The sequence below is a fragment of the Bradyrhizobium sp. 482_C4_N1_8 genome, assembly GCF_052075965.1.
In the GTDB taxonomy this organism is placed as follows: Bacteria; Pseudomonadota; Alphaproteobacteria; order Rhizobiales; family Xanthobacteraceae; genus Bradyrhizobium; species Bradyrhizobium barranii.
Genome location: NZ_CP197231.1, coordinates 249,345 through 274,094, shown reverse-complemented (window position 1 = coordinate 274,094; position 24,750 = coordinate 249,345). Strand labels below are relative to the sequence as shown.

Annotated in this window: 20 protein-coding genes and 1 pseudogene; 11 read left to right on the top strand and 10 right to left on the bottom strand. The window is 64.2% G+C overall.

Annotated features, from left to right (window positions below):
• The first annotated feature begins 56 nt into the window (after positions 1 to 56).
• On the top strand, positions 57 to 1,760 hold the full coding sequence (locus AB7Z56_RS01240) for a diguanylate cyclase domain-containing protein (RefSeq protein WP_063980286.1): 1,704 nt from the start codon (positions 57 to 59) through the stop codon (positions 1,758 to 1,760).
• On the opposite strand, the pseudogene AB7Z56_RS01235 reads toward AB7Z56_RS01240, so the two are convergent.
• A pseudogene (locus AB7Z56_RS01235) lies at positions 1,757 to 2,804 on the bottom strand (GGDEF domain-containing protein). The gene AB7Z56_RS01240 and the pseudogene AB7Z56_RS01235 sit on opposite strands and share 4 nt — an antisense overlap.
• Before the next feature lie 191 nt (positions 2,805 to 2,995).
• Here AB7Z56_RS01235 and leuS point away from each other — a divergent pair.
• From leuS to holA, 3 genes are all read left to right on the top strand, one after another.
• Entirely contained in the window at positions 2,996 to 5,620 is a 2,625-nt protein-coding gene (gene leuS, locus AB7Z56_RS01230) for a leucine--tRNA ligase (protein WP_063980285.1), read from the top strand.
• Entirely contained in the window at positions 5,607 to 6,158 is a 552-nt protein-coding gene (lptE, locus tag AB7Z56_RS01225; protein WP_028150179.1) for an LPS assembly lipoprotein LptE, read from the top strand. The genes leuS and lptE overlap by 14 nt, the downstream gene beginning before the upstream one ends.
• 130 nt (positions 6,159 to 6,288) lie before the next feature.
• A complete protein-coding gene (holA, locus tag AB7Z56_RS01220) occupies positions 6,289 to 7,317 on the top strand; it encodes a DNA polymerase III subunit delta (RefSeq protein WP_063980284.1) in 1,029 nt (342 codons plus the stop codon).
• A gap of 265 nt (positions 7,318 to 7,582) precedes the next feature.
• Here the strand turns inward: holA and AB7Z56_RS01215 are convergent, their stop codons facing one another.
• From AB7Z56_RS01215 to hemJ, 7 genes are all read right to left on the bottom strand, one after another.
• Complete coding sequence (locus AB7Z56_RS01215) at positions 7,583 to 8,470, bottom strand: ParB/RepB/Spo0J family partition protein (RefSeq protein WP_063980283.1); 888 nt, start codon at positions 8,468 to 8,470, stop codon at positions 7,583 to 7,585.
• A gap of 137 nt (positions 8,471 to 8,607) precedes the next feature.
• Positions 8,608 to 9,462, bottom strand: coding sequence for a ParA family protein (locus tag AB7Z56_RS01210; protein ID WP_063980282.1), 855 nt, complete (start codon positions 9,460 to 9,462; stop codon positions 8,608 to 8,610).
• A gap of 30 nt (positions 9,463 to 9,492) precedes the next feature.
• Positions 9,493 to 10,263, bottom strand: a complete 771-nt coding sequence (gene rsmG / locus AB7Z56_RS01205; protein ID WP_063980281.1) for a 16S rRNA (guanine(527)-N(7))-methyltransferase RsmG — start codon at positions 10,261 to 10,263, stop codon at positions 9,493 to 9,495.
• Between the two features lie 9 nt (positions 10,264 to 10,272).
• Entirely contained in the window at positions 10,273 to 12,153 is a 1,881-nt protein-coding gene (gene mnmG / locus AB7Z56_RS01200; protein WP_063980280.1) for a tRNA uridine-5-carboxymethylaminomethyl(34) synthesis enzyme MnmG, read from the bottom strand.
• A 703-nt stretch (positions 12,154 to 12,856) separates the two neighbouring features.
• A complete protein-coding gene (gene mnmE / locus AB7Z56_RS01195; protein WP_063980279.1) occupies positions 12,857 to 14,215 on the bottom strand; it encodes a tRNA uridine-5-carboxymethylaminomethyl(34) synthesis GTPase MnmE in 1,359 nt (452 codons plus the stop codon).
• 318 nt (positions 14,216 to 14,533) lie between these two features.
• A complete protein-coding gene (rho, locus tag AB7Z56_RS01190; protein WP_045004625.1) occupies positions 14,534 to 15,799 on the bottom strand; it encodes a transcription termination factor Rho in 1,266 nt (421 codons plus the stop codon).
• Between the two features lie 247 nt (positions 15,800 to 16,046).
• Entirely contained in the window at positions 16,047 to 16,481 is a 435-nt protein-coding gene (gene hemJ / locus AB7Z56_RS01185) for a protoporphyrinogen oxidase HemJ (RefSeq protein ID WP_028150172.1), read from the bottom strand.
• Positions 16,482 to 16,940: 459 nt separating this feature from the next.
• On the opposite strand from hemJ, the gene AB7Z56_RS01180 reads away from it, so the two are divergent.
• From AB7Z56_RS01180 to dnaQ, 4 genes are read left to right on the top strand one after another with little or no spacing between them, the layout of a single operon-like run.
• Positions 16,941 to 17,780: a pyruvate, water dikinase regulatory protein gene (locus AB7Z56_RS01180; protein WP_028150170.1), complete on the top strand. Its 840-nt coding sequence runs from the start codon at positions 16,941 to 16,943 to the stop codon at positions 17,778 to 17,780.
• A gap of 8 nt (positions 17,781 to 17,788) precedes the next feature.
• Positions 17,789 to 18,397: a Maf family protein gene (locus tag AB7Z56_RS01175; RefSeq protein WP_063980276.1), complete on the top strand. Its 609-nt coding sequence runs from the start codon at positions 17,789 to 17,791 to the stop codon at positions 18,395 to 18,397.
• A 23-nt stretch (positions 18,398 to 18,420) separates the two neighbouring features.
• Positions 18,421 to 19,020: a dephospho-CoA kinase gene (gene coaE / locus AB7Z56_RS01170; protein WP_063985974.1), complete on the top strand. Its 600-nt coding sequence runs from the start codon at positions 18,421 to 18,423 to the stop codon at positions 19,018 to 19,020.
• 27 nt (positions 19,021 to 19,047) lie between these two features.
• The gene (dnaQ, locus tag AB7Z56_RS01165) at positions 19,048 to 19,764 is read left to right on the top strand and encodes a DNA polymerase III subunit epsilon (protein WP_063985973.1); all 717 of its coding nucleotides are present in this window, start codon (positions 19,048 to 19,050) and stop codon (positions 19,762 to 19,764) included.
• Here the strand turns inward: dnaQ and secB are convergent.
• Positions 19,761 to 20,246: a protein-export chaperone SecB gene (gene secB, locus AB7Z56_RS01160; protein WP_028150166.1), complete on the bottom strand. Its 486-nt coding sequence runs from the start codon at positions 20,244 to 20,246 to the stop codon at positions 19,761 to 19,763. The genes dnaQ and secB overlap by 4 nt on opposite strands.
• A gap of 413 nt (positions 20,247 to 20,659) precedes the next feature.
• Here secB and AB7Z56_RS01155 point away from each other — a divergent pair, with 413 nt between their 5' ends.
• From AB7Z56_RS01155 to AB7Z56_RS01145, 3 genes are read left to right on the top strand one after another with little or no spacing between them, the layout of a single operon-like run.
• Positions 20,660 to 21,367, top strand: a complete 708-nt coding sequence (locus tag AB7Z56_RS01155; protein WP_063980275.1) for a Tim44/TimA family putative adaptor protein — start codon at positions 20,660 to 20,662, stop codon at positions 21,365 to 21,367.
• Positions 21,345 to 22,898, top strand: a complete 1,554-nt coding sequence (mltA, locus tag AB7Z56_RS01150; protein ID WP_063980274.1) for a murein transglycosylase A — start codon at positions 21,345 to 21,347, stop codon at positions 22,896 to 22,898. The genes AB7Z56_RS01155 and mltA overlap by 23 nt, the downstream gene beginning before the upstream one ends.
• Positions 22,895 to 23,485 carry a Smr/MutS family protein gene (locus AB7Z56_RS01145; RefSeq protein WP_063980273.1) on the top strand — a complete coding sequence of 197 codons (591 nt, stop codon included), beginning with the start codon at positions 22,895 to 22,897 and terminating at the stop codon, positions 23,483 to 23,485. The genes mltA and AB7Z56_RS01145 overlap by 4 nt, the downstream gene beginning before the upstream one ends.
• On the opposite strand, the gene AB7Z56_RS01140 is transcribed toward AB7Z56_RS01145, so the two are convergent.
• Positions 23,482 to 24,606 (bottom strand): hypothetical protein, encoded by a 1,125-nt coding sequence (locus tag AB7Z56_RS01140; RefSeq protein WP_063980272.1) that lies wholly within the window; start codon positions 24,604 to 24,606, stop codon positions 23,482 to 23,484. The two genes, AB7Z56_RS01145 and AB7Z56_RS01140, sit on opposite strands and share 4 nt — an antisense overlap.
• Positions 24,607 to 24,750 lie beyond the last annotated feature (144 nt).

The following is a 24,750-nucleotide window of genomic DNA, read 5'->3' as shown; positions in this document are numbered from 1 at the left end:
AAGAAAGAGTTTTTGAACCCTTCGCTTTACCTTGGCCGATGGGGTGGGCAGCGAAGATGGCAAACGTCAGTTTCAACCGCAAACGAGTGAAACTCAAGCAGGTTCTCGGAATCCGGGCACGGCTTGCGTTGCTCGCGGTGATTCTGGTGACGCCTTTGATGTTCGAGCGCATCCGTTCGCTCGAGGACACGCGCGCGCGGCAGATCGCGCAGGCCGCGACCGAATTCACCACCGTTGCAAGACACAGCGCCGATGCGCAGCGCGAAGTGATCTCGTCGGTCGAAACCATCCTGAAATCTGAAGCCTTCATCCGCGCCTCCGCCGGCGGCATCAGCAAGAGCTGCGACGTGCTGCGCGCGAGCCTGCCGTCGAACCTTCCCTGGATCCGCACGCTGTTGATCGCCGGCCAGGACGGACGCATCCAGTGCGCCACCAACAACATGTATGTCGGCCTCGACCTCAGCGACCGGCCATACTTCCAGCAGGCGCAGGAAACCGGCCGCTTCGTGCTGAGCGACTTCATCCTGTCGCGGCCTGTGCCGTCGCCGACCGTCATGGCGGTTTATCCGGTGTCGGCCTTCAGCGGCGTGGCGGATGCCGTCGTGCTCGCCACCGTCAACCTCGACTGGATGTCGAAGGTCATGAGCAATCTCGGCGGCCGCGCCGGCATCACCGCCGTGCTGGTCGACAGCGCCGGCACCGTGCTCGCCGCGCCGGCTGATCAGCACAGCGCAATCGGCCGTCCGCTCGACAACATGCCGCTGATGTCGGCGATCGCCGACAGGGCGCTGCGTTCGGACCAGGACGAGGGCTCACTCTCTTTCCTCGCCGCTGACGGCTCCCGCCGCGCGGTGAGCTATATCCGCATCGCCGGCACCAACGCCCGCCTGATTGCCAGCATCGACGAGGACAAGGTGTCCGCGGCGGTCAGCCGCGACATCCGCACCGCCTATCTCCAGCTCGCGTTCGTCGTCCTGTTCGTCCTACTCGGCGCGCTGATCGCCGCCGAGAAGCTCGTGATCAAGCCGATCGAGATGCTGGCCGACATGGCCAAGCGCCTCGGCGAAGGCGACCTCTCGGCCCGCGCCGCGCGCAACCGTCTGCCGGCCGAGTTCGTGCCGCTGGCCCGCGCCTTCAACGCGATGGCCGCGCAGCTCAGCCAGCGCGAGCGCGAGCTGATCGCGAGCAACGACCGCCTGACCGTGATGGCCTCGATCGACATGCTGTCGGGGCTGGCCAATCGCCGCGGCTTCCAGAGCCGGCTCGACTTCGAATGGATGCGCGCGCAGCAGTATGACAGCGAGCTTGCGCTCCTGATGATCGACGTCGACCACTTCAAGCTGTTCAACGACACCTACGGCCATCTCGAAGGCGATTCCTGCCTGACCCGGCTCGGCGAATCCTTGTCCGGCATCGCCGCCGACACGATGGGCTTTGCGGCCCGCTATGGCGGCGAGGAGTTCTGCCTGCTGCTGCCGAACACCGATGTGAACCGCGCCGTCGAGATCGGCGAGCAGGTGCGCGCGGCCGTGCTGAAGCTGTGCCTGCCGCACATCACCTCCGCCCACATGATCGTCACCGTCTCGATCGGCGTTGCCGCAACGAAGCCGAACGAGACGCTGCGCCCCGGCGATCTCATCGAAGCCGCCGACGCCGCGCTCTACGCCGCAAAACACCGCGGCCGCAACAATGTCATGGAGCACGGCATCCAGGTGATCGAGAACAGCGCGGCCGCCATGATGCTGGCGGCGAGCGCCTAGCCCGCAGCCGCGGCGCGATCGAGCTCGACCTCCGTCACTACGCGATTGCGGCCGCCGCCCTTGGCGAGATAGAGCGCGCGGTCGCAACGCTCGATCAGATCGGTGATCGCCTCGCCCGCACGATACTGCGCTACGCCGATCGACACGCTGATGCCGGGCAGGGTCTCGCCGGTCGAGCGGCGCGTGATCGTGCATTCGGCGATCGCGCGCCTGATACGCTCGGCGATCTCGGCGCAAGTGGCGAGATCGGCATCCGGCAGCACGGCAATCAGCTCCTCGCCGCCATAGCGGGCCGACAGATCCTGCTCGCGAACTTTTTCGCGCAGCACTTTCGCAATCAGGCGCAGCACCTGGTCGCCGACGCCATGGCCGAAATTGTCGTTGAAGGTCTTGAAGTGGTCGATGTCGAGCATCAGCACGCCGAGCGGCTCGCCCCAATCCGCGGTCGTCTGTGCCTTGCGCAGGAATTCATCGAGCGCCCGCCGGTTTGCCAGCCCCGTCAGCGTATCGGTCCGGGCGCGCTCTTCGGACTTGGAGAGCGAGTCGCGGATCACGTCGAGCTCGCGGGTCTTTTCCGCAAAGCCGGCCTCGAGCCGGGGTCGCCCTCGTGGCGGCCCGGGCCAACTCATTCATGAGCTGGGCGACCAGCGCCTTCGGATCGACGCCGGCCCTGCCCTGATCAGCGACTTCGCTGATCGCCTGCATCTGGGAACGATTGTCGGCCATGGCCGTCGCCAGAAACTCCTTCGCCGCCCCCATGAGGGCATGCAGCCGATCGGACGTCTCGGAGGCGACGGCGCCCGCCCGGGGCGCGACATAGGTCTCGAACAGATCCTGGTTGGTCCTGGCGTCGAAGGGACGGTTGTGGTCGATCAGGAGATCGATGGCATTGCGCAGGTCGTCATGGCTGCCTGCGAAATAGTGGAACCAGACGGCAAAATTGGTCGGCGTCGGCGGAATCCGCTGCTCGGCCATGCTCCGCACCGCCCGTCCGGCGACGGACGCGGCATAGTCGTAATCGAGATCGTCGAAGCCTGATTCCATCGCCTGGCGGGGTGCTGTCGGCGGCCAACCTCGCACCGACCCCTTAATCCGATCCCAATGGGCCGTCCGTACTTTAGCGGAGCAGCCTTGCGGGGGGCCGCCGCCAGCGGCAACCCATTGACCCCCTAAGGACTTCTATGGCCTAGTCCGCCGTCTTTAGACGGCCGAATCCACGAAAACCCAACGATTCCATGACCTCCGAACGCTACAACGCCCGCGACGCCGAACCGCGCTGGCAAGCCGCCTGGGACCAGCAGGCGATCTTCGTCTCCAAGAACGACGATTCGCGGCCCAAATACTACGTGCTGGAGATGTTCCCCTACCCGTCCGGGCGCATCCATATCGGCCATGTCCGCAATTACACGCTCGGCGACGTGCTGGCCCGCTTCATGCGCGCCAAGGGGTTCAACGTGCTGCACCCGATGGGCTGGGACGCCTTCGGCCTTCCGGCCGAGAACGCCGCCATCGAGCGCAAGGTCGCGCCGAAGGCCTGGACCTACGACAACATCGCCGCGATGAAGAAGCAGCTCCGCTCGATCGGGCTGTCGCTGGACTGGTCGCGCGAATTCGCGACCTGCGACCCCAGCTACTACAAGCATCAGCAGAAGATGTTTTTGGACATGCTCGCCGCCGGCCTGGCCGAGCGTGAGAAGCGCAAGCTCAACTGGGATCCGGTCGACATGACCGTGCTCGCCAACGAGCAGGTGATCGACGGCCGCGGCTGGCGCTCGGGTGCCGTTGTCGAACAACGGGAAATGAGCCAGTGGGTCTTCAAGATCACGAAGTACTCGCAGGAACTGCTGTCCGCGCTGGATGGGCTCGACCGCTGGCCCGACAAGGTGCGGCTGATGCAGCGCAACTGGATCGGCCGCTCCGAGGGCCTGCTGGTCCGCTTCGCGCTGGATCAGGCGACGACGCCCGCCGGCGAGAGCGAGCTGAAGATCTTTACGACGCGCCCGGACACCCTGTTCGGCGCCAAATTCATGGCGATCTCGTCGGATCATCCGCTGGCTCAAGCAGCAGCCGCGAAGAACCCGAAGCTTGCCCAGTTCATCGCCGACATCAAGAAGATCGGCACCGCGCAAGAGATCATCGACACCGCGGAAAAGCAGGGTTTTGACACCGGCATCCGCGCGGTGCACCCGTTCGACCCGAGCTGGAAGCTGCCGGTCTATGTCGCGAACTTCGTGCTGATGGAATACGGCACCGGCGCGATCTTCGGCTGCCCCGCGCACGACCAGCGCGACCTCGACTTCGTCAACAAGTACAATCTCGGCAACATTCCGGTGGTGTGCCCCGAGGGTCAGGACCCGAAGACGTTCGTCATCACCGACACCGCCTATGACGGTGACGGCCGCATGATCAATTCGCGCTTCCTCGACGGCATGACCATCGAGCAGGCCAAGGACGAGGTCGCAAAGCGGCTGGAAGGCGAACTGCGCGGCAATGCGCCGGTCGGCGAGCGTCAGGTCAATTTCCGCCTGCGCGACTGGGGCATTTCGCGCCAGCGCTATTGGGGCTGCCCGATTCCGGTCATCCACTGTCCGAAGTGCGATGTGGTGCCGGTGCCGGACGCCGACCTGCCGGTGACGCTGCCTGATGACGCGACCTTCGACAGACCGGGCAACGCGCTCGATCATCACCCGACCTGGAAGCACGTCACCTGCCCCAAATGCGGCGGCAAGGCCCAGCGTGAAACCGACACCATGGACACCTTCGTGGATTCGTCCTGGTATTTTGCGCGGTTCACCGATCCCTGGAACGAGAACGCGCCGACGACGCCAGCCGTCGCCAACCGGATGCTGCCGGTCGACCAGTATATCGGCGGCGTCGAGCACGCGATCCTGCATCTGCTCTACAGCCGCTTCTTCACCCGCGCGATGAAGGCGACCGGGCACATTGCGCTGGACGAGCCGTTCGCCGGCATGTTCACCCAGGGCATGGTGGTGCACGAGACCTACCAGAAGGCCGACGGCACCTATGTGCAGCCGGCCGAGGTGAAGATCGAGGTCGGCGGCAACGGCCGGCGCGCGACGCTGCTGACGTCAGGCGAAGACATCCAGATCGGTCCGATCGAGAAGATGTCGAAGTCGAAGAAGAACACGGTCGACCCCGACGACATCATCGAGACCTACGGCGCCGATGTCGCCCGCTGGTTCATGCTGTCGGACTCCCCGCCCGACCGCGACGTGATCTGGAGCGACGAGCGCGTCCAGGGTGCCTCGCGCTTCGTGCAGCGGCTGTGGCGGCTGGTGAACGATGCAGTGGAGCTCGGCCAGGCCGCGCCGGCAGATCGTCCGGGCTCGTTCGGCCCGGATGCGACCGCCTTGCGCAAGGCCGCCCATGGCGCGCTGGACAAGGTCACCACCGGCATCGAGCGGCTGCACTTCAATGTCTGCCTTGCCCATATCCGCGAATTCGCCAATGCGTTTTCGGAGGTGCTCCAGCGCCCCGGCCAGCCCACAGCTGACCTCGCCTGGGCGGTCCGGGAGGCCAGCCAGATCCTGGTCCAGCTGTTCTCCCCGATGATGCCGCATCTGGCCGAGGAGTGTTGGCAGGTTCTGGGCAATAGCGGGCTGGTTTCCGAGGCCGATTGGCCCCAAATCGAACGCGATTTGCTGGTTGAAGACGCCGTGACCCTGGTGGTCCAGGTCAATGGCAAGAAGCGGGGTGAGGTCACAGTTGCAACAGCGGCCCAGAATCCGGAAATCGAGGCTGCCGTTTTGGCACTCGATGCGGTAAAACTGGCCCTGGACGGCAAGCCCGTCCGCAAGGTGATCATCGTCCCCAAGAGGATCGTGAATGTTGTCGGCTAGGATCCGCATCGCAGCCCGCTTGCTGGCGGTCGCCGCATTGGCGGCCCTGACGGCTGGCTGCTTCCAGCCGATGTACGCCGAGCGTGGCGACGGGACACCCGGCCTGCGCGAAAAGCTGATGGGGGTCGACCTTCCGCCGATCAACAAGGCCAATGCCTCCCGCGAGGCCCGTGTCGGCGTCGAGGTCCGCAACGCCTTGGCCTTCAAGCTCTACGGCACGGCCACCGGCATGCCGCCGACCCATCGCCTGGAAATTCGCTTCGCGAGCAGCAAAACGTCGCTGATCGTCGATCCCAATACCGGCCTGCCGAACAGTGAAAACTACGGCATCGACGCCCAGTACAATTTGATCGAGGTCGTCAGCGGCAAGTCGGTCATGACCGGCACGACGTTCGCGCGCGTGTCCTATGACATGCCCGGCTCCTACCAGCGCTTTGCCCGCAACCGGGCCCTTCGCGATGCCGAGGATCGTGCCGCCAACGAGATCGCCGAGAACATCAACACGCGCCTCGCCTCGTTCTTCATCGCCGGCACTTAAGTCATCCCCGTCATTCCGGAGCGCCCGCAGGGCGGATCCGGAATCCAGAGATTATTGATCGAGATTCTCAGGCGCGCAATTGCGCGCCGTAGTTCGCGCTTCGTGCGCCCTGGAATGACAGTCAGGTCCGATGGTCGCGCTGCGCGGAAAAGAGATCGACGCCTTCCTCGCCCGTCCCGACGGGGGCCGACCGATCATCCTGCTCTACGGTCCCGATGCCGGCCTCGTGCGCGAGCGCGCCGATGCACTGATAGCCTCGGCCGTCGACGACCCCAACGATCCCTTCTCCCTCGTCAAGCTCGACGGCGACGAACTCTCCGCCGAGCCGTCGCGGCTCGTCGATGAGGCCATGACGGTGCCGTTGTTCGGCGGCCGCCGCGCCATCCGCGTCCGCGCCGGCTCGCGCAGCTTTGCCAGCGGCATCGATACGCTGGCGGAGATGGGCGTGAAGGATTGCCGCATCGTGATCGAGGCCGGCGAGCTGCGCCCGGAATCGCCGCTGCGCAAAGCCTGCGAGCGCGCCAAGACGGCCGTGGCGATCGGCTGCTATCCCGACACCGAGCGCGACCTTGCCAAGCTGATGGACGACGAGCTCCGCATCGCCAATCTGCGCATCGCGCAGGATGCCCGCGCGGCGCTGATGTCATTCCTCGGCGGCGACCGCCAGGCCTCGCGCAATGAGCTGCGCAAGCTGACGCTCTATGCGCATGGCAAAGGCGAGATCACGCTGGATGATGTGATGTCCGTCGTTGCCGATGCGTCCGAGCTGAAACTCGATCCCATCGTCGACGGCGCCTTCGCCGGCCGGCCCGACATCGTCGAGACCGAATTTGCAAAGGCCATGATCGCCGGCACCTATCCCGGCGTGATCATCTCCGCCGCGCAGCGCCAGGCCGCGTGGCTGCACAAATCTGCGCTCGCGATCGCCGACGGCCAGCCTGCCTCCGCGGTGCTCGAGGGCGGCTATCCGCGCCTGCATTTTTCGCGAAAGCCGGCGGTGGAAACGGCGCTGCGCAATTTCAGCGTGGCGCGGCTCGCCGCAATCATCGAGCAGCTCGCGACCGCCGCGCTCGACACCCGCAAGCAATCGACGCTAGCCGCCGCCATCGCCCAGCGCACGTTGATGGCCATCGCCGTGAATGCGAAGCGGCGCAGCTGAGGCACCGCTCTCTCCACGTCATTGCGAGGAGCGCAAGCGACGAAGCAATCCAGAGTCCCTCCGCGGAAAGAATCTGGATTGCTTCGCTTCGCTCGCAATGACGATGTGGAAACAGATGCGCCCGCAAAGACGGAACGAAGCGCCTACTCCTCATCCTGAGGAGCGCGCCTTGCGCGCGTCTCGAAGGATGAAGGCCCGGGCCCTCGCCCTTCGAGACGCCGCTTTGCGGCTCCTCAGGGTGAGGGAGACAGACTGTGAATGACGTCTACAGCGCGCCCTTCGCCAGCCGCCTCATCACCTCGTCGAGCTGATCGAGGTTGCGGTAGTTGATCTGGACGGAGCCGCCGGGGTCGCGGTGATTGACCGTGACCTTGAGGCCGAGCGCATCGCTGACGCGCCTTTCGAGATCGACCGTATCAGGGTCCTTTTCCTTACCGCCGGTGCTGCGCGCCTTCTGCGGCTTGCGCTCCGGCACACCCTCTTCATGCGCGAGCGCCTCGGCCTGGCGGACGTTAAGGCCTTCCGCGACGATGCGCCTGGCTGATGCGAGCGGATCGGGCACGCCGATCAGCGCGCGGGCGTGGCCGGCGGTCAGCTCGCCGCTCGTGATCAAGGCCTGCACTTCGGCCGGCAGTTTCGTCAGCCGCATCATGTTGGCGATGTGGCTGCGGCTCTTGCCAACGACCTTTGCGATGTCGTCCTGGCTGCGTTTGAACTCGTTGGCGAGCGCGTGATAGCCGAGCGCCTCTTCCATCGGGTTGAGGTCTTCGCGCTGCACGTTCTCGACGATCGCGAACTCCAGCGCATCGCTGTCGCTGATGTCGACCGGCACGATCGGCACCTCGTGCAGGCCGGCCATCTGCGACGCGCGCCAGCGCCGTTCGCCGGCGATGATCTCGAAGCGATCCTGCGCGCCCTTCACCGGACGCACGACGATCGGCTGGATCACGCCGTGCTGTCTGATCGAATCAGAGAGCTCCTTGAGCTCTGTTTCCGAAAAGGCGCGGCGCGGGTTGCGCGGATTGGGCTTGATGAATTCGATCGGCACCTTGCGCTGCGCGCGCGGACGATCGACATGCTGAGCCTCGCCGCCGACATCACCGATCAGACTCGCAAGACCCCGGCCCAGTCGCGAACGCGCTTCGTCGGCCATCGCCAGCTCCCTTGGATTCACGGTGCAACACTCCAGAACTGAATTATCGTAGGGTGGGCAAAGCGAAGCGTGCCCACCAGTTGTGTGCAGAAGATGGTGGGCACGGCGAAGACGCCTTTGCCCACCCTACGGCAGCGTCAATGCGTGGTGCGCAGCTCGCGCTCGCGCTGGATCACTTCCGTGGCGAGCCGCAGATACGCTTCGCTGCCGACGCATTTGAGATCGTAGACCAGGACCGGCTTTCCGTAGGACGGCGCCTCCGAGATGCGCACATTGCGCGGGATCATGGTCTTGTAGACCTTCTCGCCCATGAACTGACGGACGTCGGCGACGACTTGGTTCGAGAGGTTGTTGCGCGAGTCGAACATGGTCAGCACGATGCCGTGGATCGACAGGTTCGGATTGAGCGTCGAGCGCACCTGCTCCACCGTCTGCAGCAATTGCGACAGACCCTCGAGCGCGAAGAACTCGCACTGGAGCGGCACCAGGATCGCATCGGAGGCCGCCATCGCATTCACCGTGAGCAGGTTGAGCGAGGGCGGGCAGTCGATCAGCACATAGGTGTAATCGGCGTCCGGCGAGACGTTGTTGTTGAGCGCGCCGATGGCGTCGCGCAGCTTGAACGCGCGGCCGGGCGTGGTGCCGAGCTCGAGCTCGAGGCCGGAGAGATCCATGGTCGAGGGTGCGATGTGCAGCCGCGGCACCGCGGTCGAGACCACCGCCTCGCGCAAGCTCGATTCGCCGATCAACACGTCATAGGTCGAGCAGGAGCGGTTGCGGCGATCGATGCCGAGGCCGGTCGAGGCGTTGCCCTGCGGATCGAGATCGACGATCAGGACGCGCTCGCCGATCGCAGCGAGTGCCGTGCCAAGATTGATCGCCGTGGTTGTTTTTCCCACGCCGCCCTTCTGATTCGCCAGCGCCAGGATGCGCGGGTGGCCCTGCGGGACTTCGCCGGTCTGTTGCTGCTGCGGTTCGTCAATCACGCTCATCGCAAATTCCCCACTCGACCCCTGAACGCCTCAGCCGCGCTGCTCGACGGACGTCAGCTCGACGATCCAACCGTCGCCGGTACGGCTTTGGTGAAGCTGCGGTTGAATATTCCAATATTTAGCGGCTTCGGTCAATTCAGCCTCTACATCTTGCCCCTTCGGAAACAGCGCTTTTGCACCCTGGCGCATCAGCGGCTCCGCAAAGCCGATGAGTTGATGTAGCGGAGCCAGCGCACGCGCGGTGACGCAATCCACGGGGCCGGTGATTCTATCCACATTATCCCCGATCTCCGCGAGATGTACGAGCCCCGGAGATGCGGTGACGCGAACTGCTTCGCGCAGAAAGGCCGCCTTCTTGGCGATTCGCTCGACGAGGTGGACGCTGGCGCCAGGCGTCCCGGCCATGGCACAGGCGAGGACGATTCCGGGGAAGCCGCCGCCGCTACCGAGGTCGGCCCAGCGTTTGGCCAAAGGGGCGAGATCGACGAGCTGGAGCGAGTCGGCGATGTGCCGGGTCCAGAGCTGCGGCAGGGTCGAGGGCGCGACCAGATTGGTCTTGGCCTGCCACTCCCGGAGCAGCGCGATGTAGCGATCGAGTCGTTCCTCGGTTTCACGTGAAACGGGGGCGAGCCTGAGGGCCGCGAGCTTGTCCGCGGCGATGATCGCGTCCAGCGACCGATCGTTGGCGCTGGCCTTGTCGATCTTCGGCTTGATCGGCGTCGACTCGGATCGGCGACTCGCGCCCTCGCCCGCCGATGGTTTCCCTGATGACGATCTGCCGCCCGGCCCGCGCTGTTTCACGTGAAACGCCTATGCGATCGCCTTTGAGGTCTTCCGTGCCTCGCGCCGGAGGTAGGCCGCGAGGATACCGAGAGCCGCCGGCGTCATGCCGTCGATCCGGCCAGCCTGGCCAACGGTGAACGGCCGCGCCTTCTCAAGCTTGGCCCGCACTTCATTGGAAAGACCAGGGACCTGCTGGTAATCGACGTCCGACAGCACCATCCCCTCGTCTCGCCTGAAAGCTTCGACGTCGGCGCTCTGGCGCTCGAGATAGACGTCGTACTTCGCGTCGATCTCCAGATGGGTGGCGATGACCGGGTCGATCGCCGACAGCTCCGGCCAGATGGTCCGGACCTGGCTCCAGCCGATGTCGGGATAGGCCATCAACTCGAACGCCGAACGGCGCTGGCCGTCCCGGTTCAGGGACAGGCCGTGCTTGATCGCCTCGTTCGGCGTGATGGTCAGGGACTTCGACAGCGCCCTGGCCGCATTCAGAGCGTCCATCTTGGCGCGGTGATGCTGCGTCCGGGCGCTCCCGACGCATCCGAGCTCAATCCCCTTCTCGGTGAGACGCTGATCGGCGTTGTCGGCGCGCAGGGTCAGCCGGTACTCGGCCCTGGAGGTGAACATCCGATAGGGTTCGCTGATCCCGCGGGTGACGAGGTCATCGATCATCACACCGAGATAGCCATCGGCACGGTCGAACACTGTCAGGGCGGCGCCGCTCGCGGCCAAAGCTGCGTTCAGGCCGGCCACGATGCCCTGCCCGGCAGCTTCCTCATATCCGGTGGTGCCGTTGATCTGACCCGCCAGGAAGAGGCCACGCAGACGCTTGGTCTGGAGGGTCGGATCGAGCTCGCGGGGATCGATGTGGTCGTATTCGATGGCGTAGCCCGGGCGAACCATCTTCACCTGCTCCAGGCCAGGAATGCTGGCGAGGATCGCGAGCTGGACCTCCTCCGGCAGCGAGGTCGAGATGCCGTTGGGATAGACAGTGCTATCGTCGAGCCCTTCCGGCTCCAGGAAGATCTGATGCCCGTCGCGGTCGCCAAAGCGGACGATCTTGTCCTCGATCGAGGGACAGTAGCGCGGTCCGGAACTCTTAATCTGGCCGGAGTACATCGGAGAGCGATGGACGTTCGCGCGAATCACCTCATGGGTCGCGGAGGTCGTTCGGGTGATCCCGCACTGGATCTGCGGGGTCGTGATCCGCTCGGTCATCACCGAGAACGGCTCCGGCGGCTCATCTCCGGGCTGCATCTCGACCGCTGACCAGTCGATCGTGGTGCCGTCCAGACGCGGCGGAGTTCCGGTCTTAAGCCGTCCAAGGGTGAAGCCTGCCCGCTCAAAGGAGGCGGAGAGACCCATCGCCGGGGCCTCTCCGACCCGCCCAGCCGGCCAGTTCTTCTCGCCGAGATGGATCAGACCGCGGAGGAAGGTGCCGGTGGTGACGACGACGGCCCCTGCCCGAAGCTCGCGGCCGTCTGCCAGGCGTAGGCCGGTCACCCGGCCCTCGGCCACGATCAGCTCGTCTGCCTCGCCCTCGATGACGGAAAGACCTTCGGTGTCCCGGATCGCAGCCTGCATGGCTGCGGCATAGAGCTTCCGGTCGGCCTGAGCCCGGGGGCCTCGGACAGCCGGTCCCTTGCGGCGATTGAGGACGCGGAACTGGATGCCGCCGGCATCGCCGACCCGGCCCATCAGACCATCCAGCGCGTCGACCTCGCGGACCAGATGGCCCTTGCCGAGGCCGCCGATGGCGGGGTTGCAGGACATCGCGCCGACCGTGGAGAAACGGTGCGTCACCAGAGCGGTCGTCGCACCCATCCGGGCGGAAGCAGCCGCGGCTTCACAGCCGGCATGGCCGCCGCCAATCACGATGACGTCGAAACTCTCTCGCTCTGTTCGCATGGGCGGACTTCTATCTCAGAGGTGGAGAAGCCGGAAGTAGAAACTGGGTGAGGCGGTTGTTTCACGTGAAACGGTGCGGCCAAGTAGGCGATGCGCATTTTCGCGAAAACAACCCCATGCACAGTAGAAGGGACATTGAGAGGACTGCTGTTTCACGTGAAACAGGATGGGTCTGACCGGGAGAGAACTCCTGGCGAGATCTCGCACGGTTCTGGACGGGGGTAGAGAGGGCACAAGCGATGGGTCTGCTCCGTCATTGCGAGCGGAGCGAAGCAATCCAGAATCCCTCCTTGGAGGCAGTCTGGATTGCTTCGTCGCAAGGGCTCCCCGCAATGACGGGCTTCGGGGACGACCGGCGGCCAAGACCCTCACTGCCCGTCAGGCGATCAGACCGTGCGTACGAACACTGCGACCAGGGCGGTCCAATCGTCCCGCGGTTTCACGTGAAACAGGCCGGAGCCTGCAAGGCACGTGGTCCACGTGAAACGGACCGGAACCGACCCCGCCGCTGTTTCACGTGAAACGCAAGGAGCGTGACAAGCTTGTAGCCTGGATGGAGCGCAGCGAAATCCGGGAAAGGTGTTCCGGCTGCGGAGCCGTCCCCGGATTGCGCTTCGCTTCATCCGGGCTACGAAACGAGCCCCCGTTTCACGGGAAACGCAAGGACTGGAACAAGCTCTAGTTCTACAATGAAGAACTAGTCCTATTTTCCGATGCAGAATTTCTGGAAGATGGCCCCGAGGACGTCCTCGACGTCGACCCGGCCCAACAGCCGACCCAAGGCATAGGCCGCAGCGCGCAGCTCTTCGGCGGCAAGCTCTTCGCCGTCTTCTACAAGCTCCAGGCTCCGGCGCAAGCTGTCTGAGGCCCGGCGCAACAGATCTCGCTGGCGGGCCCGGGTCACCAATGCGCCCTCGGTGGTCCCGAAAAACTCGGCGGCGAATTTCACGAGAGCGTCGATCAGGTCGGGAACGCCGTCCCCCCGGCTCGCCGAGATCCCGAACTCGCCGCGCGGCCCGACCTCCCCCGCCTCGCCCAGATCGATCTTGTTGCGGACGATCCAGACCGCGCCGCTCGATTGATCACGCCCGGGGCCGGACTTCACCAGCGATTGCATCGCGCCCGGATCGACGGCGTGGCCACCCTCGACTAGCCACAGCACGAGGTCGGCGTCTTCGGCTCGGGCTCGCGCTCGGCGCACGCCTTCCTGCTCCACGGGATCGTCGGTCTCCCGGATGCCAGCCGTGTCGATCACCGTGACCGGGTAGCCGTCGAGATCGAGCTGCACCTCGATCACGTCGCGCGTGGTGCCGGCGTAGGGCGAGACGATCGCGACCTCGCGGCGCGCGAGCTGATTGATCAGCGTCGACTTGCCGACATTCGGCTCGCCGGCGATCGCGACCACCAGGCCGTCGCGCAGGCGTTCAGAATGTCCCTGTGCCGCAAGGACTTCTGTGATTTCGTCATACAGCGCTTTGATCGCTTTCACCGCTGGCGCCCTCAACTCGGCTGGCACATCGCCCTCGTCGGAAAAATCGATGCCGGCCTCGATCAGCGCCGACGCCTCGATGATGCGCTCGCGCCAGTCGCGCGCGCGATCGCCGAGCAGGCCCTGCAACTGGCGCAGCGCCTGGCGGCGCTGACGATCGGTATCGGCATGGATGAGATCGTCGAGACCCTCGGCCTCCGTGAGATCGAGCTTGCCGTTCTCGAAGGCGCGCCGCGTGAATTCGCCGGGCTCGGCCGCGCGCGTATTCGGAATAAGGGAAACCGCGGAGAGGAGCGCCGCGAGCACCGCGCGGCCGCCATGGACGTGAAATTCGGCGACGTCCTCGCCGGTCGCGCTGGCCGGCCCCGGAAACCAGAGCACGACCGCGTCGTCGATCGCCTGGCCCGCGCCATCGCGGAGCAGCCGGCGGCTGGCCTGTCTCGGCGCCGGCTGCTTCCCCGCCAGCGTCGTGAGTGCGAGGCCGGCCTGCGGGCCCGAGACGCGCACCACGGCGATCGCGCTGGGCGCACGGCCGGACGACAGCGCAAAGATGGTCTGGTCTCGCGGATGCATGGCCTATTTGTCCGGCTGGCGGGGAAAAGGCAAACGGCCCGTTCTCGCGATGCCGACGCCCCCCCTTTTGCTGCGCTCTGGCCCGCAGCAACGGCTCTATTGCGATGCAACATAAAGCGCAGCATTTTGCTGCAGAGGCAGCCTCGCCCAAGCACCAAATGGTCAGGCAGCGTCAAGTATTATGTAAATATATCAATAACTTACGGAAGATCCGATTTTCCTTTCGTCCCATCGCCATGCTGCATTTCTTCCGCAGCAAAGCCGCACAAACGAAAAAGGGCGCCCGGAGGCGCCCTCTGATCTCATGCTGCATCGCACTCAGGTGTTCATCGAGTCGAAGAACTCTGAATTGCTCTTGGTCGAGCGCAGCTTGTCGAGCAGGAAGTCGATCCCATCCATGGTGCCCATCGGGTTCAGGATGCGGCGGAGCACGTACATTTTCTTGAGCACCTGCGGATCGGTGATGAGCTCCTCCTTGCGGGTGCCGGAGCGCGAGATGTCGATCGCCGGGAAGGTGCGCTTGTCCGAGACCTTGCGGTCCAGGATCAGTTCGGAGTTACCGGTGCCCTTGAACTCTTCGAAGATGACTTCGTCCATGCGGCTGCCAGTATCGACCAGCGCGGTTGCAATGATCGTCAGCGAACCACCCTCCTCGATATTGCGGGCGGCACCAAAGAAGCGCTTCGGGCGCTGGAGCGCGTTGGCGTCGACACCACCGGTCAAGACCTTGCCGGATGACGGCACCACGGTGTTGTAGGCGCGGCCCAGGCGCGTGATCGAATCGAGCAGGATGACGACGTCGCGGCCATGCTCGACCAGACGTTTTGCTTTTTCGATCACCATCTCGGCGACCTGGACGTGACGAACCGCCGGCTCGTCGAAGGTCGACGAAACGACCTCGCCCTTCACCGAGCGCTGCATGTCCGTGACTTCTTCCGGACGTTCGTCGATCAGCAGCACGATCAGATAGCATTCGGGGTGATTGTGCGCGATCGAATGCGCGATGTTCTGCATCAGCACGGTTTTACCCGTGCGCGGCGGCGCGACGATCAGCGCGCGCTGGCCCTTGCCGATCGGCGCGACGATGTCGATCACCCTTGCAGAAAGGTCTTTCCGCGTCGGATCGTCGATTTCCATGCGGAAGCGCTGATTCGGAAACAGCGGCGTGAGGTTGTCGAAATTGACCTTGTGCTTGGCCTTTTCCGGGTCCTCGAAATTGAGTGTGTTGACCTTCAGCAGCGCGAAATAGCGCTCGCCCTCTTTCGGGCTGCGAATGTGGCCTTCGATGGTGTCGCCGGTGCGCAGACCGAAGCGGCGGATCTGCGAGGGCGAAACGTAGATGTCGTCCGGTCCCGGCAGATAATTGGCGTCCGGCGAGCGGAGGAATCCGAAGCCGTCGGAGAGCACCTCGACGACGCCCTCGCCAACGATGTCGGTTTCAGCAATCGCGAGCTGCTTGAGGATGGCGAACAGCAGCTCCTGCTTGCGCATGGTGCTGGCATTCTCGACCCCATTCTCTTCCGCGAACGAGACAAGCTCGGCCGGCGTCTTCGACTTGAGGTCCTGGAGTTTAATTTCCCGCATTGGGGTGGTCCTGTGGGGTAACCTTGGGAGGGGGTGCGAGGAGGCTCTGAAATGCGGACGCGAGAAGGTAAGGTCCGCAGGTCTGGCAAGGAGAGCGCCGGTGAGGCTTCAAACCTGATGCGGTGTCCGGCCTCTGGAAAGCTCAGACAAAACCACATCCGCCTGCGTTGGGTGGGATGTCGCCAATATAGAAAATCGCTTTCCACTCCGCAAGCCGAAGCGCTGAGCGATTCATCGCAAGCCTTGCCTAGAACGGCTTCACGATCACCATGATGACGATCAAAATCATCAGAGCAGTCGGCACCTCATTGATAATTCGATAGAATTTCTGGCTACGCGGACGCCGGTCGGCGGCGAAATCCTTGCACCAGCGTGAAAAAAAGCCGTGGACCCCAGACATCGCCAGGACCAGTGCCAGTTTTACGTGCAGCCAGCCGAAAGAGAACCAGTGGCCGGACCAGGCGAGATAGAGCCCGGCAAGCCATGTGACGATCATGGCGGGGTTGATGATCGCCTTGAGCAGCCGGCGTTCCATCACTTTGAACGTTTCCGACTGCTTCGAGCCGATCTCGGCCTCGGAGTGATAAACGAACAGCCGCGGCAGATACAGCATGCCCGCCATCCAGGAGATGACGGCGATCACGTGCAGCGCCTTGATCCAGAGATAGACGTCTTCGAACATTTTCTGCGCCCGGCTTTCTGTCCAGCGCAGGGAACGCTGGGGATAGTAAGAACTCGTTAAGGTCTCACCCTACACACTTATCCGTCCGTAGCGCCTTCCTCTAATCTAGAATCTTAGATTCTTAAGGTTTGAGTCTATGTGACCGTGAATAGGACTCACACAATTCCGTCCGCACGTTCACGTGCGCTTGTTCACATCCATCAACATATCCCTGATGCTTCCTGCGGCCTTCGATAAGTCGGCCAGCTTCAAAGGCTTGCGCGTTTCTGTCGGCAGCTTATCAAGGGGGTTGTCCGCGCAATCCCGTTTTCCTCTCAACAGGTCGCCGGACTTGTTCCGATGGGCAGTGGTGTGAAGAAAATTGGCACTTGTCCCGCCCCTGGTGTCGCGCAACCCTTTCCGAGGGGTTAAGGTCCACAGAAATCCACAAACCACACCGCCTCCATACAAAGGGCTTTTGTGCCGACCTCGAACAATTATTTCCATCTCCACCTGGTCTCCGACTCCACCGGAGAGACGCTGATCACCGTCGCGCGCGCCGTCGCGGCGCAGTACGCCAACGTCACCCCGGTCGAGCATGTCTATCCCCTGGTGCGCAGCCAGAAGCAGCTCGATCGCGTGCTCGACGAGATCGAGGAGGCGCCGGGGATCGTGCTGTTCACGCTGCTGGAGAAGGATCTGGTCTCTCGGCTCGAGGACAAGTGCAAGCAGATCAACGTTCCGAGCCTGTCGATCATCGGGCCGGTGATGCAGTTGTTCGAAGCCTATCTCGGCGCCGCGACCACGGGCCGCGTCGGCGCCCAGCACGTCCTCAATGCGGAATATTTCAAGCGCATCGACGCGCTGAACTACACGATGATCCACGACGACGGCCAGCATGTCGAAGGCCTCGACGATGCCGACGTGGTGCTCGTCGGCGTCTCACGCACCTCCAAGACACCGACGTCGATCTATCTAGCCAATCGCGGCATCCGCACCGCCAACGTGCCATTGGTTCCGGGCATTCCGGTGCCGGCACAATTGGAGACCCTGACGCGGCCGCTGGTGGTGAGCCTGCATGCGACGCCGGAACGCCTGATCCAGGTGCGCCAGAACCGCCTGCTCTCGATGGGTGCCGATACCAGCGGCGACACCTATACCGACAGGCAGGCGGTCGCCGACGAGGTCGCGTTCGCGCGCAAGCTGAGCGCCAAGCACGACTGGCCGCTGCTCGACGTCACGCGGCGATCGATCGAGGAAACCGCCGCGGCGATCATGAAGCTCTACAGTGACCGCCAGCGCAACCGGCCTACGGGATAGTTTCGGCGATGTCTCTCTGGCGCGGCGAAACTCCGTTGATACTGGCCTCGCAGAGCAGCGCGCGAAAGATGCTGCTGGCTAGTGCCGGACTGGAGTTCAAGGCGATTGCGGCCGATATCGACGAGCGCGGCATTCAGGCCGCCTCGAAACTTTCAGGCCCGCATGACATCGCCCTGCTGCTGGCGCGTGAGAAGGCCAAGGCGGTCTCGGCCGGTCATCCGGGGAGCTATGTGATCGGTGCCGACCAGACCCTGGCTCTCGGCGAGCGTCTCTTCAACAAGCCTGCAGGCCGCGCAGAGGCGATGGCGCAATTGCTCGACCTCGCCGGCAAAAGCCACGCGCTGAATTCCGCGGTGGCCGTGGCGCGAGATGGCAAGATCGTTTTCGAGGATGTTTCGGTGGCCCGCATGACCATGCGGCCGATGACCGAGACGGAGCTTTCCGCCTATCTCGACGCCGCCGGCGATGCGGTGACGACCAGTGTCGGCGCCTATCAGCTCGAAGGTCTCGGCAGCCATCTGTTCGAGCGCATCGAGGGTGACCATTTCACCATTCTCGGGCTGCCGCTGCTGCCGTTGCTTGCGTTCCTGCGGCGCGAACGGCTAGTTGCAGTGTGAACGACAGGAACGGCTGCCTGCTGATGCGGATCCTTGGACTGACCGGCTCGATCGGGATGGGAAAATCCACCACCGCGAAATTGTTCGCGGAGGCCGGCGTTCCCGTCTATGACGCCGATGCCGCTGTCCATCAGCTCTACGAGGGCGAGGCCGCGCCCGCGATCGAGGCCGCCTTTCCCGGCACCACCTCGAACGGCAAGGTTGATCGCCCAAAACTGTCCGCGCGCGTCGTGCATGATCCGGCCGCGATCAAGCAGCTCGAACAGATCGTTCATCCGATGCTCGGCGCCTCCCGGCAAAAATTCTTCGCCGATGCGGAAGCAGCCAAGGCGCCCGTCGTGGTCCTGGATATCCCGCTGCTGTTCGAAACCGGCGGCGAGAAGCGGGTCGACGCCGTCGTCGTGGTGTCGACCTCGCCGGAACTCCAGCGCAAGCGTGTGCTGGAGCGCGGCACGATGGACGAGGCCAAGCTCGACGCGATCATCGCCAAGCAGACGCCGGATGCCGAGAAGCGCAAGCGGGCCGATTTCGTAGTGGATACGTCACACGGACTTGAACCCGTGCGCGCCCAAATCACGCACATTCTGGCCGAGGTCGTTAAGATGCCGCAGCGGCGAGCCTGATTCGCTGCCTCACACGGCCTCTTGATCATGCGTGAAATCGTTCTCGACACCGAAACCACTGGCCTCGATCCGCTCCGCGGCGATCGGTTGGTCGAAATCGGCTGCGTCGAGATTTTCAACCGTATGCCGACGGGCCAGACGTATCACGTCTATATCAATCCCGAACGGGACATGCCGGCGGAAGCCTTTGCGGTACACGGGCTGTCGGCCGAGTTCCTGTCGACCAAGCCGCTGTTCCACGAGGTCGTCGACCCGTTTCTGGAGTTCATCGGCGATGCGCCGCTGGTGATCCACAACGCTTCGTTCGACATCGGCTTCATCAACGCCGAGCTCGACAAGGTCAAGCGCGTCGCGATCCCGCGCGAGCGGCTGGTCGATACGCTGCTGTTGGCGCGGCGCAAGCATCCGGGCGTGTCGAACCGGCTCGACGATCTCTGCTCGCGCTATTCGATCGACAATTCACACCGCACCAAGCACGGCGCGCTGCTCGACGCCGAACTCTTGGCCGAAGTTTATGTCGATCTGGTCGGGGCGCGGCAATCGCAATTGCTCCTCGCTTCGGAAGGCGAGGACATTCGCGCCAATGCGGCTGGCGATGTGCCGCGGCGGCAGCGGACCGTGCCGCTCGCGCCGCGGATTTCCGATGCCGAGCGCGAGGCCCATCGGGCCTTTATCGCAACGCTCGGCGACAAGGCGATCTGGAACGAGTTCCTGCCCGCTCCAGCCGCCCCTCCGGCTGTTTAGGCCTGACCGCTCGTCTGCTGAGCGGCCATTTGCCGCTCCATGTTCTGACGATAGAGACCGACGAAGTCGACCGGATCCAGCATCAGGGGCGGGAACCCGCCGTCGCGCACGGCGGTCGCGATGATCTCGCGGGCGAACGGGAACAGCAGACGCGGGCACTCGATCATGACCAGCGGATGCAAATTCTCCTTCGGCACGTTGGTGATGCGGAACACGCCGGCATAGGCGAGCTCGAACGAGAACATGATCTTACCGGCGGTCTCGGCCTTGCCCTCGACCGACAGCGTCACCTCGAACTCGGTTTCGCTGAGATTGATGGCGCTGACATTGATCTGGATGTTGATCTGGGGCGGCTGGCCCTGCTGCTGGAGCGAGGTCGGCGCGTTCGGATTCTCGAACGAAAGGTCCTTGATATACTGCGCCAGAACGTTGAGCTGGGCAGCCTGGGCCGCCTCGGGAGGGGTGCCGTTGCCGTTGGTCATGAGAGTCTCTCCTTACCCGATTTGGGCTGAATTTCGCGGCGGTTGGCTAACATAGGGCCGCCTCACTCCACAAGGACGAACGGCCCCGGATCGGGTATCCGCGCCGCCCCCGCAATTGTGACGTTCACCCGGCCCTCCTGACGAAATCGCGCGTTAAACGATTGAAGATGCGCGATTTCCGGGCAGGATCGGGTTTCCCCTTAAGCATAAAACGCGCTACACTCGGCGCTGTGCCAAAAGGCGCCATTGGCCGGGCAAGATTTCGTGCCTACATCCCGAGGACCAGACGCGCGGACCTAAAATGGTGATGTAGACTTGCCGTTCCCGTATGGAACGGTCTACTGGCCGGATTGATTTTCCCGGCGACGACCCGAGACGGCCCCTTTCAGCGAAGACCAGAAAGCGAATACGACGTGGACATCTACACCATCATCTTCCTGGCGCTGGCGGTCTTCATCTTTCTGAGGCTGCGCAGCGTGCTGGGACAGCGGACGGGTAACGAGCGGCCGCCGTTCGACCGCACCGCCGCCCGCAATGCGCTGGGGGGTGCCCAGGACAAGAACGTCGTGACCATGCCGGGCAAGGTGATCGACCAGGCCCCGCTGGCGCCGACCGCCGAGCCGGCTCCGCCCTCCGACCGCTGGAAGGGCCTGACCGAGCCGGGCACCGCGCTCGCCCAGGGTCTCGATGCCATCGTCGACAAGGATTCCACCTTCGACCCGCGCCATTTCATCTCGGGCGCCCGCGGCGCTTATGAGATGATCGTGCTGGCCTTTGCCAATGGCGACCGCCGCGCGTTGCGCGACCTGCTGTCGTCGGAGGTCTATGATAGCTTCGACGCCGCCATCAAGGAACGCGAGAAGTATGAGCAGAAGACCGAGACGCGTTTCGTCTCGATCGACAAGGCCGAGCTCGTCGGCGCCGAGCTGCGCGACCGCACGGCTCAGCTCACCATACGATTCGTCTCGCAGATGATCTCGGCCACCCGCGACAAGAGCGGCAATATCGTCGACGGTAGTGCGGACACGGTCGCCGACATCACCGACATCTGGACCTTCGCCCGCGATATCACCTCTCGCGATCCAAACTGGAAGCTGGTTGGCACCGGAAGCGCGAATTAAGAATTTCCTGAAGAACAGCGCGACGGCGCTTTGCGCAGGTGCCGTCGTGCTGTCGTCGTTTTCGCTCGGCGCCGAGGCGGCGCGGCGTCACTATCGCAGCCATCACCATCATCTCCCGGCACTTGCCGCCGCCCCGCCGCGCGCCTTGCCCTATCCGCAGCTCCCTTTGCCGTTCGAAATCCCCGGTGCGCAATATCTGCCGCTGACCTGGACGGACGTGAAAGGCTGGAGCGACGACGACCATCTCGCCGCCTACAAGACGTTCCGCGCGAGCTGCCGGACGATCAACGCGCAGACCGGTGCGGCCGAACCGAAGGCGCTTGGCGGCTCGCTGAGCGAGCCCTGCAGGGCCGCCAAGTCGCTCGAGCTCACCGACGACGGCAAAGCCAGGACCTTCTTCGAGGAGAATTTTGCACCGCTGCGGATCTCGCGCCTCGGCGAGCCCGACGGTTTCGTCACCGGCTATTACGAACCGGTGCTGGAGGGATCGCGGACGCAGACCGACGTCTTCAACGTGCCGGTCTATCGTCGCCCGTCGAACCTGTTCGTGCGCGGCTACAAGCAGGACTCGGTCAGCTTGCCCAACAAGGGCCCGGTCTACCGCAAGATCGGCCGCCGCAAGCTGGTGCCCTATTACGATCGCGGCGAGATCGAGGACGGCAAGATCGCCGGCCGCGGGCTGGAGATCGCCTGGCTGAAGGACCCGACCGATCTGCTGTTCGCCCAGATCCAGGGCTCGGCGCGGATCAAGTTCGACGACGGCGGCACGGTCCGGCTGAATTACGACGCCTATAACGGCTATCCCTACACGGCCGTCGGCCGTGTCCTGATCGAGCGCGGCATCATTCCGAAGGAGGAGATGTCGATGCAGAAGATCAGGGAGTGGATGGCGCAGAACCCCGATGGCGCCAAGGATCTGCGCCGCCAGAACCGATCCTACATCTTCTTCCGCGAGGTCAATCTGTCCGACAAGGAAGAAGCGGTGGGTGCGCAGGGCATTCCGCTGACCGCCGGCCGTTCGATCGCGGTCGACAAGGCACTGCACGTCTACGGCACGCCGTTCTTCATCGAGGGCGAGCTGCCGATCGATTCCGAACGCTCCAAGACGCCGTTCCACCGGCTGATGATCGCGCAGGACACCGGCTCGGCCATCATCGGCCCCGCGCGCGCCGATCTCTATTTCGGCGCCGGCGCGGATGCCGGCCGTGTCTCGGGACGGCTGCGCCATCCCATGCACTTCGTCATGTTGGTACCGAAGGGCCTCGATCCCGCAGTACGCGCCGCGAAGTTGCCGGTGCCGGACCCGCGTCCCTCGGAGAAGATCGCAAGGCTGTTTCCGCAGACCGATCCTGCCAAGGATTCGCCCAAGGATCAGACCAAGCCCGCGGCTCCGGCCGCAGCCGTGGCGCAAGGTAAGGGTGAGACCGTCGCCGTTGCCAATCCGGTCCCGTTGCCGGTGCCGCGTCCCGTGATAGAGCCCGTTCAGGAGCCGCGGCGGCCAGTCAAGAATCGTCCCCATCGGCAGCAATGAAGCGATCGTCCCGTCCGCCCGTGCTGGAGCCTCGTACCTCGCCGCGCCGCCGTGCGCTGAGCGAGGAGGAGCGCGCGCTGTGGGATGCGGTCGCAAAACAGGTCAAGCCGCTGCGGAAGCATCGCGTGGCAAAGACACACGCCCCGCCGCGCACTGAGCCTTCACCGGCAGCGCCGGCTACGCGATCTGCGCCATCGCCACGGCCGATCGCTGCCGCGCCGGCGGTGCGCATGGCAAAGCCGGCCATGCCGCCGCTGGCACCGCTGGGCAAGCGCGAGCGCACAAAATTGTCGCGCGGCCGCAGCGAGATCGAGGCGCGGCTCGATCTGCACGGCATGACCCAGATACGCGCCCACCGGGCCTTGACCGGCTTCCTGCACCGCGCCCATGATGACGGCCTGACCTTCGTGCTCGTCATCACTGGCAAGGGACGGAGCGGCGGCGAAAGCGGCGTGCTCCGCCGCCAGGTGCCGGAATGGCTGAGCCTGCCGGAATTCCGCGCCTTCGTCGTCGGCTTCGAGGAGGCGCATATCGGCCATGGCGGCGAGGGCGCGCTCTATGTGCGGATACGCCGGGCGAGGTATTAGAACGGCCGGACGATTCCGACGCGCGGGATCAGCGTGAGGATCAGGCCGAAGATATTTGTCTTCCGATCCTCCGACGCGATCAGCGGTGCATTGTACTTGGCCGGCAGCATCTTCACCGCGTGCAGGATCAGGAACAGGCAGACCGCCCAGTTCGAGATCCAGCGCGAATAGTCGAACACCATCGCGAACATCACGAGATAGGCGAGACTGATGCCGATCAGCGCCGCGATGACGAGGCGCCGGTGCAGGTCGTTCGCGAGCGCGCCGATCACGCCGGCAAAATAGCGCCAGAGTGGCGTGTGCAGCCAGATCAGCAGGGCAAACACCGGCACGCCGAGGATGTTGTGCGGCAGGCGGCCCCAGGTATCCGAAACCTCCTTCGCCAGCGGCTGGTACCAGATGTAGGCGAATTGCAGCAGGTCGGTCCGCGCCGGATCAGCCATCCGGGTCTTCAGGTAGGCAACGAAATCCGCTTCCGGGATCGGCATCGTTCCCAGGAATTGCGCCGCGAAGAACAGCGCGCTCACGCCAAGCAATGCCACCAAACCAAACGCGACATTCGTCTTGGTGACGCTGTAGGCGAGGTAGTGCCTGATCACGACGATGGCGATGATCGTCGGCACATACATCAGCAGATGAATGTGGTGGATCAGCACGAGGACGATCGAGAACAGCGCGGCCATTGCGACGAACAGCAGCGAGCCCGCCGGCATCAGCAGCAGGATGATCGCCAGCGCGCAGCCATAGATGTCGAAATGGCCGAGCGTGTGCATGAAGTTCTTGAGAAAGAACGGCGAGCCCGCGATGAAGACGAACAGCGGCAGCGTTCTCGCGGTGAAGCCGAACGTTTTCTGGAATAGCCTTGCGTACAGCCCCAGCGTCACCAGCCACGTCGCTCCGCCGAGCGCGAACACCAGCCAAACCGGCACCTTGTCCGTGAACAGCGCGACGATGGCCCCGATCAGCGCGCGCTTGATGAAGCCGAAATGATAGTCGACGAGGAGGTGGATGTAGGGGACGTAAGGCGGCAGCTGGATCTTGTGGACGAACACGCCGACGATGACCGCGGCGTTGATCGCGAGCAGGAGACGCCAGGGATTTTTCTGAATCTGGGCGATCACGCCGCACCCGAACTGACGCGATCTACCTCCGCCGTCGTCCCCGACAAGCGAGCACAGCGAGCGCAGATCCGGGACCCATAACCACAGGAAGTCGTTCGAGCCGGGATCGTGGTCGCCATCTGTTTCAACAAGAGCCGCTGGTGG